13 protein-coding genes and 1 tRNA gene are annotated in these 14,989 nt (G+C 60.5%); 1 reads left to right on the top strand and 13 read right to left on the bottom strand.

Features of this window, described 5'->3' with window-relative positions:
• Positions 1–103: 103 nt before the first annotated feature.
• The 8 genes from KEM63_RS04005 to rnr all read right to left on the bottom strand — a co-directional run bounded on the left by KEM63_RS04005 (position 104) and on the right by rnr (position 9,520).
• On the bottom strand, positions 104–2,305 hold the full coding sequence (locus KEM63_RS04005; protein WP_223655812.1) for a YgiQ family radical SAM protein: 2,202 nt from the start codon (positions 2,303–2,305) through the stop codon (positions 104–106).
• A 14-nt stretch (positions 2,306–2,319) separates the two neighbouring features.
• A complete protein-coding gene (gene dnaB, locus KEM63_RS04000; RefSeq protein WP_223654911.1) occupies positions 2,320–3,726 on the bottom strand; it encodes a replicative DNA helicase in 1,407 nt (468 codons plus the stop codon).
• 162 nt (positions 3,727–3,888) lie between these two features.
• A complete protein-coding gene (rplI, locus tag KEM63_RS03995) occupies positions 3,889–4,335 on the bottom strand; it encodes a 50S ribosomal protein L9 (RefSeq protein ID WP_223654910.1) in 447 nt (148 codons plus the stop codon).
• 20 nt (positions 4,336–4,355) lie between these two features.
• A complete protein-coding gene (locus KEM63_RS03990; protein ID WP_223654909.1) occupies positions 4,356–5,228 on the bottom strand; it encodes a YybS family protein in 873 nt (290 codons plus the stop codon).
• A gap of 59 nt (positions 5,229–5,287) precedes the next feature.
• Positions 5,288–5,518, bottom strand: a complete 231-nt coding sequence (gene rpsR, locus KEM63_RS03985; RefSeq protein WP_093391571.1) for a 30S ribosomal protein S18 — start codon at positions 5,516–5,518, stop codon at positions 5,288–5,290.
• 40 nt (positions 5,519–5,558) lie between these two features.
• Positions 5,559–5,981 carry a 30S ribosomal protein S6 gene (gene rpsF / locus KEM63_RS03980; protein WP_223654908.1) on the bottom strand — a complete coding sequence of 141 codons (423 nt, stop codon included), beginning with the start codon at positions 5,979–5,981 and terminating at the stop codon, positions 5,559–5,561.
• A gap of 196 nt (positions 5,982–6,177) precedes the next feature.
• On the bottom strand, positions 6,178–6,921 hold the full coding sequence (gene rlmB / locus KEM63_RS03975; protein WP_223654907.1) for a 23S rRNA (guanosine(2251)-2'-O)-methyltransferase RlmB: 744 nt from the start codon (positions 6,919–6,921) through the stop codon (positions 6,178–6,180).
• A gap of 10 nt (positions 6,922–6,931) precedes the next feature.
• Positions 6,932–9,520: a ribonuclease R gene (gene rnr, locus KEM63_RS03970; protein ID WP_223654906.1), complete on the bottom strand. Its 2,589-nt coding sequence runs from the start codon at positions 9,518–9,520 to the stop codon at positions 6,932–6,934.
• Between the two features lie 177 nt (positions 9,521–9,697).
• Here rnr and KEM63_RS03965 point away from each other — a divergent pair.
• Positions 9,698–9,784, top strand: a tRNA-Leu gene (locus tag KEM63_RS03965).
• A gap of 151 nt (positions 9,785–9,935) precedes the next feature.
• Here the strand turns inward: KEM63_RS03965 and KEM63_RS03960 are convergent.
• The 5 genes from KEM63_RS03960 to hflK form a co-directional block, all read right to left on the bottom strand.
• The gene (locus KEM63_RS03960; RefSeq protein WP_223654905.1) at positions 9,936–11,225 is read right to left on the bottom strand and encodes an adenylosuccinate synthase; all 1,290 of its coding nucleotides are present in this window, start codon (positions 11,223–11,225) and stop codon (positions 9,936–9,938) included.
• Between the two features lie 45 nt (positions 11,226–11,270).
• The gene (locus KEM63_RS03955; protein ID WP_223654904.1) at positions 11,271–12,458 is read right to left on the bottom strand and encodes an ATP phosphoribosyltransferase regulatory subunit; all 1,188 of its coding nucleotides are present in this window, start codon (positions 12,456–12,458) and stop codon (positions 11,271–11,273) included.
• A gap of 32 nt (positions 12,459–12,490) precedes the next feature.
• The gene (locus KEM63_RS03950; protein WP_223654903.1) at positions 12,491–12,676 is read right to left on the bottom strand and encodes a DUF2065 domain-containing protein; all 186 of its coding nucleotides are present in this window, start codon (positions 12,674–12,676) and stop codon (positions 12,491–12,493) included.
• A 141-nt stretch (positions 12,677–12,817) separates the two neighbouring features.
• The gene (gene hflC / locus KEM63_RS03945) at positions 12,818–13,693 is read right to left on the bottom strand and encodes a protease modulator HflC (RefSeq protein WP_223654902.1); all 876 of its coding nucleotides are present in this window, start codon (positions 13,691–13,693) and stop codon (positions 12,818–12,820) included.
• On the bottom strand, positions 13,693–14,922 hold the full coding sequence (hflK, locus tag KEM63_RS03940) for an FtsH protease activity modulator HflK (protein ID WP_223654901.1): 1,230 nt from the start codon (positions 14,920–14,922) through the stop codon (positions 13,693–13,695). Before hflK ends, hflC begins: the two co-directional genes overlap by 1 nt.
• Between the last annotated feature and the right edge of the window lie 67 nt (positions 14,923–14,989).

The following is a 14,989-nucleotide window of genomic DNA, read 5'->3' as shown; positions in this document are numbered from 1 at the left end:
CAGATGTATAGGAATCATGACAGCCTCTCCCTGAGTGACAGGGAGAGACTAGTGTGCGCGGTAGCCCGTCGCCAGCAGCTTTACTCAATAGCCGTGATAGACATCAGCGTGCCGGGCGCGAACCCTTGCGTGGCTTCTTGCCTGCGCCGGTATCACGCGGTGGCAGCCCGGTGTGCTGGGTCAGTATTCTGCCGGCCTTGCGGCTGCCCGCAGGCGTAGAGTTCTTGCGCCGCGCACTGTGATAGGACTCCCCGGCAGGCTGATGGGTAGGGACCAGGTGCTGCTTGCTGTTGCCGATCAGATCGCCGCGGCCCATGCCTTGCAACGCCTCGCGCAGCAACGGCCAGTTCTTGGGGTCGTGGTAGCGCAGGAACGCCTTGTGCAGTCGACGCTGACGTTCACCCTTCACCACGTTCACGCCATCGCTCTTGTAGGTCACCTTGCGCAGCGGATTCTTGCCGGAATGGTACATGGCGGTGGCGGTAGCCATCGGCGACGGGTAGAACGCCTGGACCTGATCAGCACGGAAGCCGTTACGCTTGAGCCACAGCGCCAGATTCATCATGTCTTCGTCGCTGGTGCCCGGATGCGCGGCGATGAAATACGGGATCAGATACTGTTCCTTGCCCGCTTCCCTGGTGTACTTCTCGAACATCTGCTTGAAGCGATCGTAGGATCCGATCCCCGGCTTCATCATCCTGCTCAGCGGCCCTTCTTCGGTGTGTTCTGGAGCAATCTTCAGATACCCCCCGACATGGTGGGTGACCAGCTCCTTGACGTACTCAGGGGACTCCACTGCCAGGTCATAGCGCAAACCGGATGCAATGAGGATCTTCTTCACACCCGGCAACTCACGGGCCTTGCGGTACAGGCCGATCAGCGAGGAGTGGTCGGTGTTGAGGTTCTCGCATATTCCCGGGTAAACGCAGGACGGCTTGCGGCAGGCCGCCTCGATCTCCGGACTCTTGCAAGCAATGCGATACATGTTTGCAGTCGGACCGCCAAGATCGGAGATCACCCCGGTGAAACCCGGTACCTTGTCGCGGATCTCCTCGATCTCGCGGATGATCGAATCATGTGAGCGGTTCTGGATGATACGTCCCTCATGTTCGGTAATCGAACAGAAGGTGCACCCACCAAAGCACCCGCGCATGATGTTGACCGAGAAGCGAATCATCTCGTAAGCCGGAATCTTCTCGCCTTCATACGCCGGATGAGGCACTCGGGCGTACGGAAGGCCGAATACATAATCCATTTCCTCCGTCGTTAGCGGAATCGGCGGAGGGTTGAACCAGACATCCTTCTCGGCATGGCGCTGGACCAGTGCACGCGCGTTGCCCGGGTTGGTTTCCAGGTGCAGAACACGGTTGGCGTGGGCATAGAGCACTGGATCGTTGCGCACCTTCTCGAAGGACGGCAGGCGGATCACCGTTCTGTCACGCTCCAGTCGCGGATGCGGCAGCAACTGAACGACCTGCACCTCATCGACGGTCGCGACCGGCGCACTGTCACCCTTCCCCTGCTCGACCGCACAGGCACTGGTGTCCTGAGTATTGACGTAGGGATTGATGATCTTGTCTATCTTGCCCGGTCGGTCGATACGCGTCGAATCGAGCTCGAACCAGCCTTCAGGCGTGTCCTTGCGCACAAAAGCGGTACCACGCACATCCGTGATGCTCTGGACTGCTTCGCCACGGCTGATGCGCTGAGCAATCTCGACGATGGCGCGCTCGGCATTGCCATACAGCAGGATGTCCGCCTTGGCATCCAGCAACAGGGAATGCCGGACCTTGTCCTGCCAGTAATCGTAGTGCGCTATGCGGCGAAGCGACGCTTCGATACCGCCCAGCACCACCGGCACGTCCTTGTACGCCTCGCGGCAACGCTGGCTGTAGACGACACTGGCGCGATCCGGCCGCTTCCCTGCCAGGCCACCCGGCGTATACGCGTCGTCCGAGCGAATCTTGCGGTCAGCAGTATAGCGGTTGATCATCGAGTCCATGTTGCCCGCCGCGACCCCGTAGAACAGGTTCGGCTTGCCGAGCTTCATGAAATCGTCTTTGCTCTGCCAGTCCGGCTGACTGATGATCCCCACGCGGAAGCCCTGAGCTTCGAGCAGACGGCCGATGATAGCCATGCCGAACGAGGGGTGGTCGACATAGGCATCACCGGTGACGATGATGATGTCGCAGCTATCCCAGCCAAGCAGGTCCATTTCCTCGCGGGACATCGGCAGGAACGGGGCCGGTCCGAAGCACTCTGCCCAATACTTGGGGTAATCGAAAAGCGGCCGGGCGGCTGGCATGCTGACAGACATTGCTACTCCAGATCCCCGTAACCGGCATAGGAGCCTGGCGCGAGGTTCTCGAAACGGGTGTATTTGCCCAGAAAGGCCAGACGCGTGGTACCGATGGGCCCGTTACGCTGCTTGCCGATGATGATCTCGGCAATGCCCTTTTCCTGGGAGTCAGGATGATAGACCTCATCCCGGTAGACGAACATGATGATATCCGCGTCCTGCTCGATGGCGCCGGACTCACGGAGATCCGAGTTGATCGGACGCTTGTTCGGTCGCTGTTCGAGCGAGCGGTTGAGCTGTGAGAGCGCAACGACCGGCACGTTGAATTCCTTGGCCAACGCTTTCAGCGATCGGGAAATTTCCGAGATCTCGTTGGTGCGATTCTCTGCCCCGCCCCCGCCCACGCGCATCAGCTGGAGATAATCGATCATGATCAGGGCCAGATCGCCGTGCTCACGCACGATGCGTCGAGCCCGGGCGCGCATTTCCATGGGCGAAAGACCGGCGGTGTCATCGATGAACAACTTGCGGTCGTTGAGCAGATTCACGGCTGACGTCAGGCGCGGCCAGTCGTCGTCGTCCAGGCGACCGGAGCGGACCTTGGTCTGATCGATGCGGCCGAGCGAAGACAGCATACGCATGATCAACGATTCGCCCGGCATCTCGAGGGAAAACACCAGCACTGCTTTTTCGCTACGCAATACCGCGTTCTCGACCAGGTTCATGGCGAAGGTGGTCTTGCCCATCGACGGACGACCGGCAACGATAATCAGATCGGCCGGCTGCAGCCCCGATGTCATCTCGTCGAGATCATTGAAGCCGGTCGACAGCCCGGTGATTGCGCCATCACTGTTGAACAGCGTGTCGATACGGTCGATCGCCTTGGTCAACAGCGCGTTGACTGGCTCCGGGCCGCCGGTCTTCGGACGGCTTTCGGCGATGGAAAATATCTTGCGTTCGGCTTCATCGAGCACTTCCAGCGCCTGCATGCCCTTCGGATTGAACGCGGTATCGGCAATGTCCGAACTGACGCTGATCAACTGGCGCAGGGTCGCGCGCTCGCGGATGATTTGCGCGTAGGCGCCAATGTTGGCAGCAGACGGCGTATTCTTGGCCAACTGACCAAGATAGGCGAGGCCGCCTACCTGATCGATCAGTCCTTCACGATCGAGATCCTCTGCCAGGGTCACCACGTCGAACGGCTGGTTGCGGCCGGCAAGGCGCACCATGGCGCGGAAGATCAGACGATGATCATGACGATAGAAATCGGATTCACTGACCGCCTCCGCGACCCGCTCCCAGGCCGTGTTTTCCAGCATTACTCCGCCCAGCACTGCCTGCTCCGCCTCGATCGAATGAGGGGGAATCTTCAGCGACGTGGTCTGCAGGTCCAGCTCCGCAGTATTGGAATAAGCGGTTTCGTTCATCAGACGGGCTCGGGGAAACGGCGGACAGAAAAAACAACACGGCGCCTGTCAGAGACAAGCGCCGTGCTGGTAAGTCTAACTGCAAAGGCCGCGCAAATCATCAGCTGAGCGCCACTGGGGCGACCAGCCGACGAACGTGGCCAGGCAGCGGGAGGAACTCCCTTAGCCGGCTACAACGACCAGCTTGACGGTGGCTTCGACGTCAGTGTGCAGGTGCAACACGATGTCGTATTCGCCAACGTTGCGCAGCGGGCCTTCAGGCAGACGCACTTCGCTCTTCTCGACTTCCACGCCAGCAGCGGTGACCGCATCGGCGATGTCGCGAGTACCGATGGAACCGAACAGCTTGCCTTCTTCGCCAGCGTTGGCCGTGATGGTCACGGACAGCTCAGCCAGTTGGGCAGCACGAGCATCGGCTTCAGCCTTGCGCTCGGCAGCGTTCTTTTCCAGTTCGGCACGACGTGCTTCGAACGCTTCGACATTAGCTGCGGTGGCAGGTGTTGCCTTGCCGAACGGCAGCAGAAAATTGCGAGCGTAACCTGCTTTAACAGCGACTTTGTCGCCCAGGTTACCCAGATTCGCGATCTTTTCGAGCAGGATAACTTCCATTTGCGATGACCTCTTGAAATTCAACCTTGGCTGTTCGAATCGTCGTTCCCGGACGGCCCTGCCGGGCGCATCCTGGATCGGAAATCGAACAAGCTATCAACAAATGCCAAAAACATGATCAATGGATAAATCAATTGGGCGACAAAAGCGAACATGACGTACATCGCCACCAACCAGGCGGTACCAAGTCCACGCAATCCAACGACACCGTGAATCAACGCGATGCCCGCCAGCAGCAGCGGTACACTGGCGATCGGCGACACCATGGCCACTTCCGTCCAGCGCGGGCCGATCAGCGTCAGCGCGAGCAGAACAATGGCCACCAGCGGCGACAGGCGCAGCTGATGAAATTCCTGACGAAACCCACCCGGGTTATACAACCGGGCTTGCCAGGAACGTCCGATCATCAGGCTGATCAACGCCATCAGCGTATGTACAGCGCCCATCAATCCAGCCAGGAGCGGCACCAGTAGCGCTTCGAGCTGCGCGGTATCGGCTTCGTTCAGACCACCACTTACCCCCGACAACAGGTCGGGAAGCATGTCGCGGATCTGTTCGGCCAGCTGCTGCAGCGGCTCGTCCAGCATCAGCAGCAGCGCTACGGCGTATGCTACGCCCAGCGGCACCGCGACCGTGACCACCGCGGCCCAGTCGCTACGCTGACGAAGCAGGACTGCCATGGCGCCGGCACCGAGTATTACCAGCAGCGGCGTCAGATCACCTACCATCGCCCAGGCCAGCGCGGGCAGAATACCCCACACAAGCACCGGCATCGCTTCGCGCGGACCGCGGCGCAGGATGACCAGCGCCAGGGCCGCAGCGCTGAACCAGAACAGCAGAGGAATGGCTGCCGCTATCGCGACGACCAGCGTGGCCTCTTTACGACCACGCATGATGTATTCAGCCAGACCACGCATTCAGGTTCAGTATCCAGATCAGTTTCAGCTACCTATCAACGACCGTGACTGTCGGTGAAGGGCAGCAGGGCCAGATAACGCGCGCGCTTGATGGCAACAGCCAACTGGCGCTGATATTTGGCCTTGGTACCAGTGATACGGCTTGGGACGATCTTGCCGGTCTCGGTTACATAGGCCTTCAGAGTGTTGAGATCCTTGTAATCGATCTCTTTGACGCCTTCAGCGGTAAAACGGCAGAACTTTCTGCGACGGAAAAAACGTGCCATGGCAACGTCTCCTTAGATACTGGAATAGGAACCGGAAAACTTACTCGTCGTCACCGTCGTCGGTGTCGTTGCTGTTGTTGCTATCAGCATCGTTGTCGGAGTCGGTGCGCTCACGGCGTTCACGACGCTCACCACGGCCAGTGTCTTCAGGCTTGAGCATGTCGGACTGTTCAGTGATGGCTTCGTCACGACGGATGACCATGTTACGGATCACGGCGTCGTTGTAACGGAAGTTCTCGGTCAGCTCTTCCAGAGCCTTGGCGCTGCACTCCACATTGATCATGATGTAGTGCGCCTTGTGAATCTTGTCGATCGGGTAAGCCAGCTGGCGGCGGCCCCAATCTTCCAGGCGGTGGATCTTGCCGCCGTCTTCTTCGATGAGCTTGGTGTAACGCTCGACCATCGCGCTGACCTGCTCACTCTGGTCCGGATGAACCAGAAATACGATTTCGTAATGACGCATTGGTGCTCCTTACGGGTTATAGCCAGCCACCCAAATGGTCTGGCAAGGAGTAGAACTCGGTTTTGGGGCGGCCATTCTAGTGAACGTGCCGGGAACTAGCAAGAGAAGGTTGAAAGCGGGAGAACAAGCTACAAGCTACAAGCGGGAGTCGGGGTCTTAAGCTTGTAGCTTGTAGCTTGAAGCTTGAAGCTTGAAGCTAGTTTGTCGACCGCTGGCGCACCGCTTCGAACAGGCAGATGCCGGTCGCCACCGACACGTTGAGGCTGCTGACGCTGCCGGCCATCGGCAGCTTCGCAAGAAAATCGCAGTGCTCGCGGGTCAACCGGCGCATACCGGCCCCCTCGGCCCCCATCACGATGGCAATCGGACCGGCGAGATCGACCTGATAGATCAACTGATCGGCTTCACCGGCGGTCCCCACCGTCCAGATGCCACGCTGCTGCAACGCCTTGAGCGTCCTGGCCAGGTTGGTGACCGCCACCAGCGGCACAGTCTCGGCAGCGCCGCACGCCACCTTGCGAACGGTAGGCGTCAGGCTGACCGACTTGTCCCGCGGGATGATCACTGCCTGCGCACCTGCAGCATCGGCACTGCGCAGGCAGGCCCCCAGATTATGGGGATCGGTCACACCGTCGAGCACCACCAGCAACGGCGGCACTTCCAGCTTGTCGAGCAGGTGTGTGAGCATCTCCTCGGACCATACCTGGCTGGGCGTCACCTGGGCTACGACGCCCTGATGCACACCGTCTGCCAGTTGATCCAGCTCATCGGCTGCCATGCGCCGGACTTCGACGCCCTCGCGGGATGCCGAATCGACCAGCGCCTGGGTACGCGCATCCACTCTCCCCTGCTGCAGGAGCAGTCGCCTGACCCGGCGGGGAGCGCGATCAAGCATGGCCTGAACAGCATGCACACCAAATACGTATTCGAGATCACTCATTCAACCAGTCTCACCGCGCCTTGCGCTTGCGCGGAGGCCTGGACGGCGCGCCCGACTCCTGGCGGCCTGCCGGCCGTGCATCGTCCGGTCGTGCCTTGCGTGGCGCGGCATCACGAGCGCCCTTGCCGCCGGACGAGTCCTTGGCGCGTCCCGGTTTGGCGCTCTTGCCGTCGCGCCCCTTCCCGGTTTTCGAAGCCTGACGAGCGTCACCCATCAGCTTGGCGCGAGCGGCACGGCTGGCCTCGACATCGGGACGCTTGCCACCGGCTGGCTGATCCTTGGCCATCTCGAAATCGATCTTGCGATCATCCAGATCCACACGCGCGACCTGAACCCGAATCGAATCGCCCAGCTGGAAGACACGACCGGATCGCTCACCGATCAACCGGTGATGGACGGCGTCGAAGTTGTAGTAATCCGCCGGCAAGGCGGTGATGTGCACCAGCCCCTCCACATAGAATTCCGTCAGCTCGACGAACAGCCCGAAGCTGGTACAGGCGGTAACCAGACCGTTGAAGCTCTCACCCACCCGATCCTGCATGAACTCGCATTTGAGCCAGTTGACGACATCACGGCTGGCTTCATCCGCCCGCCGCTCGTTCTGCGAGCACTGCTGACCCAGGCGTTCCAGGTCCGGCAGTTCGTAGGGATAGATGCTCGCTTTCGGCATCACGCCAGCCGAAGAACGGCGAACCAGATCGGTTTTCTTGCGAGATCGGATCACGCTACGAATCGCGCGATGGGTCAGAAGATCAGGGTAACGCCGGATCGGCGAGGTGAAGTGCGTATACGCTTCGTAGTTGAGTCCGAAGTGGCCGGCGTTGTGCGGGCTGTACACGGCCTGACTGAGCGAGCGCAACATGACCGTCTGGATCAGTTGAGCGTCGGGGCGGCCCTGCACCTTCGCCAGCACCGCGCTGTAATCTTCGGGAGTCGGCTCACCCTTCTTGCGCGTCAGCGACAAGCCAAGCGCAGCGAGGAACTGCCGCAGCCGCTCGACCTTTTCTTCCTTCGGCGAGTCATGCACACGGTAGAGAGCCGGAATATCCAGATCCTGCATGAAGCGCGCGGTAGCGACGTTGGCGCAGAGCATGCACTCTTCGATGATCTTGTGGGCGTCGTTGCGCGTCGTCGGGCGAATTTCAGCGATCTTGCGATTCTCGCCAAAAATGATCCGCGTTTCAGTGGTCTCGAAATCGATCGCCCCGCGACCCTGGCGTGCTTTGGCCAGCGCCTTGTAGAGATCGTAAAGATTCTTCAGATGCGGCAGGACGTCGCCGTACTCGTCGGTGAGGGCCTTGCCTTCCTTGCTGCGTGGATGCTCGAGCATCGCCGAGACCTTGTTATAGGTCAGCCGCGCGTGTGAATGGATCACCGCCTCATAGAACTGGTAGTCCGTCAGCTCTCCGCTTTTGGACAGGGTCATTTCGCAGACCATGGCCAGCCGGTCAACCTTCGGCATCAGCGAGCACAACCCGTTGGATATCGCCTCGGGCAGCATCGGAACCACTTCGCTGGGAAAATAGACCGACGTGCCACGCAACTCGGCTTCCTGATCCAATGCAGAGCCTACCGTGACGTAATGTGATACGTCAGCGATGGCCACGTACAGTTTCCAGCCCCCGGAGAACAGCTTCCAGCCGCTGGCCTTGTACGGCTCGCAATAAACTGCATCGTCAAAATCGCGGGCATCTTCCCCGTCAATGGTGACCAACGGCAGATGACGCAGATCGATGCGCTTTTGCTTGTCCCGCTCCTCCACATGATCCTTGAGCTGGGCCGCCTCATCGAGCACGGACTGAGGCCAGACACTGGGTATATCGTAGCTTCGGAGCGCGACCTCGATTTCCACACCTGGCGCCATGTAGTCGCCGACTACCTCGACGATCTCGCCCTGGGCAGGCCGATGCAGCGTGGGCCACTGGATGATCCGGACTTCGACATACTGTCCCTGCTCGGCCCCACCCTCGGCACCCGGAGGGACAAGCACTTCATGATTGATCTTGGCGTTGTCGGCAACCACGAAACCGATACCGTTCTCCTGGTAGAACCGACCGACAAGAAATTCGTGGGCGCGCTCCAGCACTTCGACAATGGCGCCTTCACTGCGGCCGCGACGGTCGACACCGGTGATGCGACCCAGAACCCGATCGCCATCGAACACCAGACGCATCTGCGCCGGGGTCAGGAACAGATCCTCGCCGCCCTCTTCCGGCACCAGAAAACCGAAGCCGTCACGGTGGCCCTGCACGCGGCCCTTTATCAGATCGAGCTTGTCCACCGGCGCGTAGGCGCCGCGACGCGTGTAGATCAGCTGCCCATCACGCTCCATGGCACGAAGTCGGCGGCGCAAGGCCTCGATGGCATCTTCGTCCGAGAGGCCGAACTCGGTCTGGAGCTGCGCCCGGGTAGCCGGGGCACCCCGCTCTTCGAGCAGCTGAAGGATCAGCTCGCGACTGGGGATGGGATTGTCGTACTTCTCGGCTTCCCGTTCGGCGGCCGGATCATGATTGACCCAGTCGGTGGTAGCGGAAGATGAACGGAAGGCAGTATTGACCGGCTTTCCCGCCGGGTCATGGGGTTTGGTCTTTTTCGTCATAGGCGCCTATTGAACCGCGAAACAGGGCCGCTTGCACCTGTTTCGATAAAACTGAAATATTTTTGCGGGCAGGGGTTTACATACCCAATGCCGCTACGTATTATTCGCGCCGTCAACACAACAACGGTTGTCAACGACGGACCTCAGGTTCATCATAGCATCCGCTGTAATTGATACGCCCAGGTGGTGAAATTGGTAGACACGCCAGCTTCAGGTGCTGGTGGCCTTACGGCCGTGGAAGTTCGAGTCTTCTCCTGGGCACCATTTCTCTTTCAGCAGCTCTGCTGAATCCAGTTTGCACGGTATCCCCATAAAATCCTTGTTCTCTTTGTGCAGCGCTGCGCGCGCGTACGCCTGTTTCAATATCACTCGCTCGCGCCATGAAAAAAGGCGCCTCGCAGGGCGCCTTTTCTGGTTAGAACAGCTTTCGCAGGATCACTGTCTCGTGACGATCGGGTCCGGTCGAAATCATGTCGATCGGCGCACCCACTAACTCCTCGATCCGGGCGATATAGGCACGGGCAGTAGCCGGCAAGCCTTCGAGCGTCTTGACGCCCAGCGTCGACTCCTTCCAGCCAGGCACATCCTCGTATACCGGCTCAAGACCGATGTAGCTGTCGGCGTCGGTCGGCGCTTCGATCACTGCACCATCAGCATTGCGGTAGCCGACGCAGATACGAATCACGTCGAGTCCGTCGAGCACATCCAGTTTGGTCAGGCACAGTCCGCTGATGCTGTTGATTTCAATCGCACGACGCAGGATGACTGCATCGAACCAGCCACAGCGGCGGGCGCGCCCGGTGGTCGAGCCAAACTCATGGCCACGCTCTGCCAGCCTTGCGCCCACTTCATCAAAAAGCTCGGTGGGGAACGGGCCGGAACCAACGCGCGTGGTGTAGGCCTTGGTGATGCCCAGCACGTAATCGAGATACAGCGGACCGAAGCCCGAACCTGTCGCGGTACCACCTGCCGTGGTGTTGGAACTGGTCACGAACGGATAGGTACCATGATCAATGTCCAGCAGCGACCCCTGCGCGCCCTCGAACATGATGTTGGCACCCTCGCGGCGCAATTCATGCAACCGAGCGGTGACGTCGGTCATCAGGGGGCGAAGCCAGTCGGCATACTCCATGGCTTCGTCCAGCGTTTTCTGGAAGTCGACCGGCTCGACCTTGTAATAATGCTGCAGCGCGAAGTTGTGGTAGTCGAGCACCTCGCCAAGCTTGGCTGCGAAACGCTCGCGATGGAACAGGTCGGCCACCCGCAGCCCGCGGCGGGAAACCTTGTCCTCGTATGCCGGGCCGATGCCGCGTCCGGTCGTACCGATCTTGGCCTCGCCGCGGGCTTTCTCGCGCGCCTGATCCAGGGCAACGTGGTACGGCAGGATCAGCGGACAGGCCGGGCTGATGCGCAGCCGGTCGCGGACCGGTACACCCTTGGCCTCAAGGGCCTTCAATTCCTTCAGTAGCGCCTCGGGCGAGAGCACCACACCGTTGCCGATGTAGCACATCACATTGCTGCGTAGAATTCCTGAGGGAATCAGATGCAGCACGGTTTTCTCGCCATCGATGACCAGCGTGTGGCCGGCGTTGTGTCCGCCCTGATAACGCACCACGGCGGCGACCTGATCGGTCAGCAGATCGACGATCTTGCCCTTGCCTTCATCGCCCCATTGGGTACCCAGGATGACAACATTCTTACCCATGTCGTGCTCTTGCCTCGTTAGTCAGTATGGCCTGCGGCCATGCAATCAGAAATTCAGCGCAGTTACCTGCCAGGCGCCCTGGTGGTGTTGCAGGATACGGTCGCAGCCATAGTCGCCGGCAACGCTATCACCCTGCCCCGGCAACGCGACGATAACCCGTTCGCCAGTTGCCCGCAGCCTCATGACCTGCTCCTGCAACCCAGGCTCGCTGGCATAGGGCGCCCAGATACCATGCGAGGCTTGCGATTCGATCTGCCCGCGCTCGACCAGCATCCGCAGATCCGTGGAAAAGCCCGTCGCCGGACGGGCCCGACCGAAGTCACGACCGATATCATCGTAACGGCCACCCTGCGCGATGCTCTGCCCGACACCGGGCACGAAGGCAGCGAATGCCACCCCGGTATGGTAGTGGTATCCACGCAACTCACCGAGATCAAAATACAGCGGCAGACCGGGATACCGTTTCGACAGAGTCTGGGCTACTTCCGCCAGATCATCCAGCGCAGCCATCACCGACTCGGGCGCACCGTCGAGCAGCATATGCGCGCGGTCCAACACCTCAACGCCGCCCGACAGGTCGGCCAGACTGCGCAGCATCGTTGCGATGGCGCCATCCGGGAGCGCGGAGGTGAGTTTGTCAACCTCACCGACCGCCTTGCGCTGCAAAGCGTCGAACAGGGCTTGCTCGCGATCGGCGCCGAGCCCCGCAGCCTGTACCAGTCCACGGTAGATCCCCACATGACCGATATCCAGGTGAACACCTTCGACACGACACGCGGCGAGGGTCTCGAGCATCAGGGAGATGATTTCCACGTCGCTGGCACAGGACGCGTCACCGTACAGTTCCGCACCGAGCTGGATCAGGCTGCGGGCCGTCGACAGCGCACGCGGACGGGTATGCAGCACGCTGCCGCAATAACACAGGCGGGTAGGCCCCTCGGCCCCCAGGGTATGCGCATCGATGCGTGCAACCTGTGGGGTGATATCCGCTCGTAGCCCGAGCATCCGCCCGGAGAGCTGGTCGGTCATCTTGAACGTCTGCAGCTCCAGATCATGGCCGGCGCCGGTGAGCAGCGATTCGAGATACTCGATGTGCGGAGTGATGACCAGGTCATAACCCCAGCTGGAAAACAGGTCGAGCAGCTTTCGGCGAGCTGCCTCAATGCGCGCCGCCTCCTCAGGCAGCACCTCTTCGATCCCGTCAGGCAGGAGCCAGCGATCTACAGTAGGCATGTCAAAACCTTCTCACACGATGAGTGCCGATATCAGCGCAGCAGATACAGGCAGGCAGTGCCGGTAATCATACTCAGCAAGCCGATCAGGCGGGCCTGCCGGTCCGTCATGCTGCTGACGCTGCGCAGCATCTGCTTCCAGCGCGCCGGCGCAGCAAAGGGCAGTATGCCTTCGAGCACCAGCATCAGGCACAGGGCAACCAACAGACTGCTCAACATTGCGTGGTCTCCGCCAATACGCGCTGCGGCCTGACGGGCGTCGATACCGGTCACAAAAAAGCCGGGAGTTCCCCGGCTGCGCGATTGTAACACCGTTTACAGCGAGCCACACCCGCCGAACCCGGCGGATGTGGCAAGTGATCATCGACGCGACGACCCCTGCTGGAGGTAGCGGAAGAAATCGCTGTCCGGATCCAGCACCAGGACGTCGGACTGACCACCGAAGCTTTCGCGATAAGCCTGCAGGCTACGGTAGAACGAGTAGAACTCACGATCCTGATTGTAGGCCTGAGCATAGATTTGGGCAGCCTGCGCATCGCCCTGACCGCGAATCTCCTCGGCCTCTCGGAAAGCCTCCGCAAGAATCACGCGCTGCTGGCGATCAGCGTCTGCACGGATACCCTCTGCCAGCTCGCGACCCTTGGCGCGATGCTCGCGCGCTTCCCGCTCACGCTCGGTGCTCATACGCTCGAACACGCTACGGTTGACCTCGCGCGGCAGATCGATCGCCTTCACACGCACATCAACGATCTCGATCCCCAGTTCGCGACGAGCACTTTCGTTCAGCTCAAGCGTGATGTCAGCCATGAGCTGATCACGCTCACCCGACACGACTTCGTGCAGGGTACGGCGTGCCACCACGTTGCGCAGACCCGACTCCAGCTGGCGCGACACACGCTCCTCGGCGATGGTACGCAGGCCGGATGTTGCAGTGTAGAACCGCTGCACGTTGGCGATGCGCCACTTGGCATAGGAGTCGACCATCAGCGCCTTCTTCTCCAGCGTCAGATAACGCTGGGTGGGCGTGTCCAGAGTCAACAGGCGACCATCGAAGAGCCGTGCCTTTTGAACGAAAGGCAGTTTGAAATGCAGGCCCGGCGGCACGTCGTCCCGGACGACCTTACCGAACTGCAGAACCAGGCCGCGCTCGGTCTGACTGACAATGAAGAAGCTCTGCCAGCCGATCACGAGGACGACCAGCGCAGCGATCAAACCAAATATCGTCTTGTTACTCATCAGCGGGTCTCCCTCGAGCGCGGATCACGCTGCTGCAACTGGGTGGGAATACGGCTAGTCGAATCGGAGGCGCTGCCCGGATTGACGCCCGGCGTCGAGTTAGCCGGGATGCCCGGATTGCCGCCAGAACCACTGCCACCCTTCTCCATCAGCTTGTCGAGCGGAAGGTACAGGAGGTTGTTGTTGCCCTCGCCGCCGGACACCATGATCTTGCTGGTGGTGCTCAGCACATCCTGCATGGTGCCGATGTACATGCGCTCGCGCATCACCTCGGGAGCCTCGCGATACTGCTCGACCAGCAGATTGAAACGCTGCGCTTCACCCATCGCCCTTGCGACAACTTCGTCACGATAACCATTGGCCTCTTCAAGCAGGCGCTGCGCTCGACCACGGGCCTCTGGAATGACGCCGTTGGCATAGGTTTCAGCCTGGTTGCGCTCGCGGACCTCGTCTTCCCGGGCACGAATCACGTCGTCGAACGCATCCTGCACTTCTGCCGGCGCCTGAGCGCTCTCGATGTTCACCTGTACGACGGTGATACCGGTGTTGTAGTGATCCAGATAACGCTGCAGTCGCTCGGTAACCGCGACACCCATCGCCTCACGACCCTCGGTCAGCACTTCGTGCATCGAAGTGGAGCCCACGACGTGCCGCAGCGCGCTCTCGGTAGCATGGCGAAGACTGGTCTCCGGATCCTCGACGCGCAGCACGAAGTTCTCCAGATTGGAGATTCGATACTGGACCGCCAGCGGTACCTCGACGATATTTTCGTCCTCGGTCAGCATCTGCCCCTGCTGGCGGTAAGAGCGGACCTGGGTCACGTTGCGCTGAAACTTGCGCTCGATCGGCGGGAAGTAGAGATGCAGACCGGGCGCTTCGGTACGGTGATATTCACCGAAGCGCAAAACCAGCGCCTGCTCCTGCTCATCGACCATGTAGATCGCATTGAACAGCCAGACAACCAGCAAGATGAGAGCCGCCAGCACCCAGAAACCTTTGGGGATACCACCACCGGTGCCACGATTGCCGGAACCGGAACCGGGGCCCCGATCAGTGCCGCGCTTCTTGTTGCCGAACATGTTGTTCAGGCTGTCCTGCAGCTTGCGCAGCGCTTCATCAAGATCCGGAGGACCCTGCTTCCCACCGCGATTTCCGCCACGGTTGCCGCCGCTTCCCCAGGGATCCTGGTTGTTCGAATTGTTACCACCACCAGGCTCATTCCAGGCCATAGCGTTCTCCGTTTTTCGAAATCGATTCGCCGCGTCGTGCCTGGGGAGGCCGAACGCGGCGGGGCCT

It is taken from the genome of Halopseudomonas nanhaiensis, assembly GCF_020025155.1.
Classification (GTDB): Bacteria; Pseudomonadota; Gammaproteobacteria; order Pseudomonadales; family Pseudomonadaceae; genus Halopseudomonas; species Halopseudomonas nanhaiensis.
This window is presented reverse-complemented; position numbering and strand designations above follow the sequence as displayed.

What these genes read in the sequence shown, in the direction of transcription:
- rplI (WP_223654910.1), bottom strand. Translation starts at nt 4,335, where the DNA reads ATGGAAGTTATCCTGCTCGAAAAGATCGCGAATCTGGGTAACCTGGGC.
- hflC (WP_223654902.1), bottom strand. Translation starts at nt 13,693, where the DNA reads ATGAGTAACAAGACGATATTTGGTTTGATCGCTGCGCTGGTCGTCCTC.
- hflK (WP_223654901.1), bottom strand. Translation starts at nt 14,922, where the DNA reads ATGGCCTGGAATGAGCCTGGTGGTGGTAACAATTCGAACAACCAGGAT.
- KEM63_RS03990 (WP_223654909.1), bottom strand. Translation starts at nt 5,228, where the DNA reads ATGCGTGGTCGTAAAGAGGCCACGCTGGTCGTCGCGATAGCGGCAGCC.
- rlmB (WP_223654907.1), bottom strand. Translation starts at nt 6,921, where the DNA reads ATGAGTGATCTCGAATACGTATTTGGTGTGCATGCTGTTCAGGCCATG.
- rpsF (WP_223654908.1), bottom strand. Translation starts at nt 5,981, where the DNA reads ATGCGTCATTACGAAATCGTATTTCTGGTTCATCCGGACCAGAGTGAG.
- KEM63_RS04005 (WP_223655812.1), bottom strand. Translation starts at nt 2,305, where the DNA reads ATGCCAGCCGCCCGGCCGCTTTTCGATTACCCCAAGTATTGGGCAGAG.
- dnaB (WP_223654911.1), bottom strand. Translation starts at nt 3,726, where the DNA reads ATGAACGAAACCGCTTATTCCAATACTGCGGAGCTGGACCTGCAGACC.
- KEM63_RS03950 (WP_223654903.1), bottom strand. Translation starts at nt 12,676, where the DNA reads ATGTTGAGCAGTCTGTTGGTTGCCCTGTGCCTGATGCTGGTGCTCGAA.
- KEM63_RS03960 (WP_223654905.1), bottom strand. Translation starts at nt 11,225, where the DNA reads ATGGGTAAGAATGTTGTCATCCTGGGTACCCAATGGGGCGATGAAGGC.
- rnr (WP_223654906.1), bottom strand. Translation starts at nt 9,520, where the DNA reads ATGACGAAAAAGACCAAACCCCATGACCCGGCGGGAAAGCCGGTCAAT.
- rpsR (WP_093391571.1), bottom strand. Translation starts at nt 5,518, where the DNA reads ATGGCACGTTTTTTCCGTCGCAGAAAGTTCTGCCGTTTTACCGCTGAA.
- KEM63_RS03955 (WP_223654904.1), bottom strand. Translation starts at nt 12,458, where the DNA reads ATGCCTACTGTAGATCGCTGGCTCCTGCCTGACGGGATCGAAGAGGTG.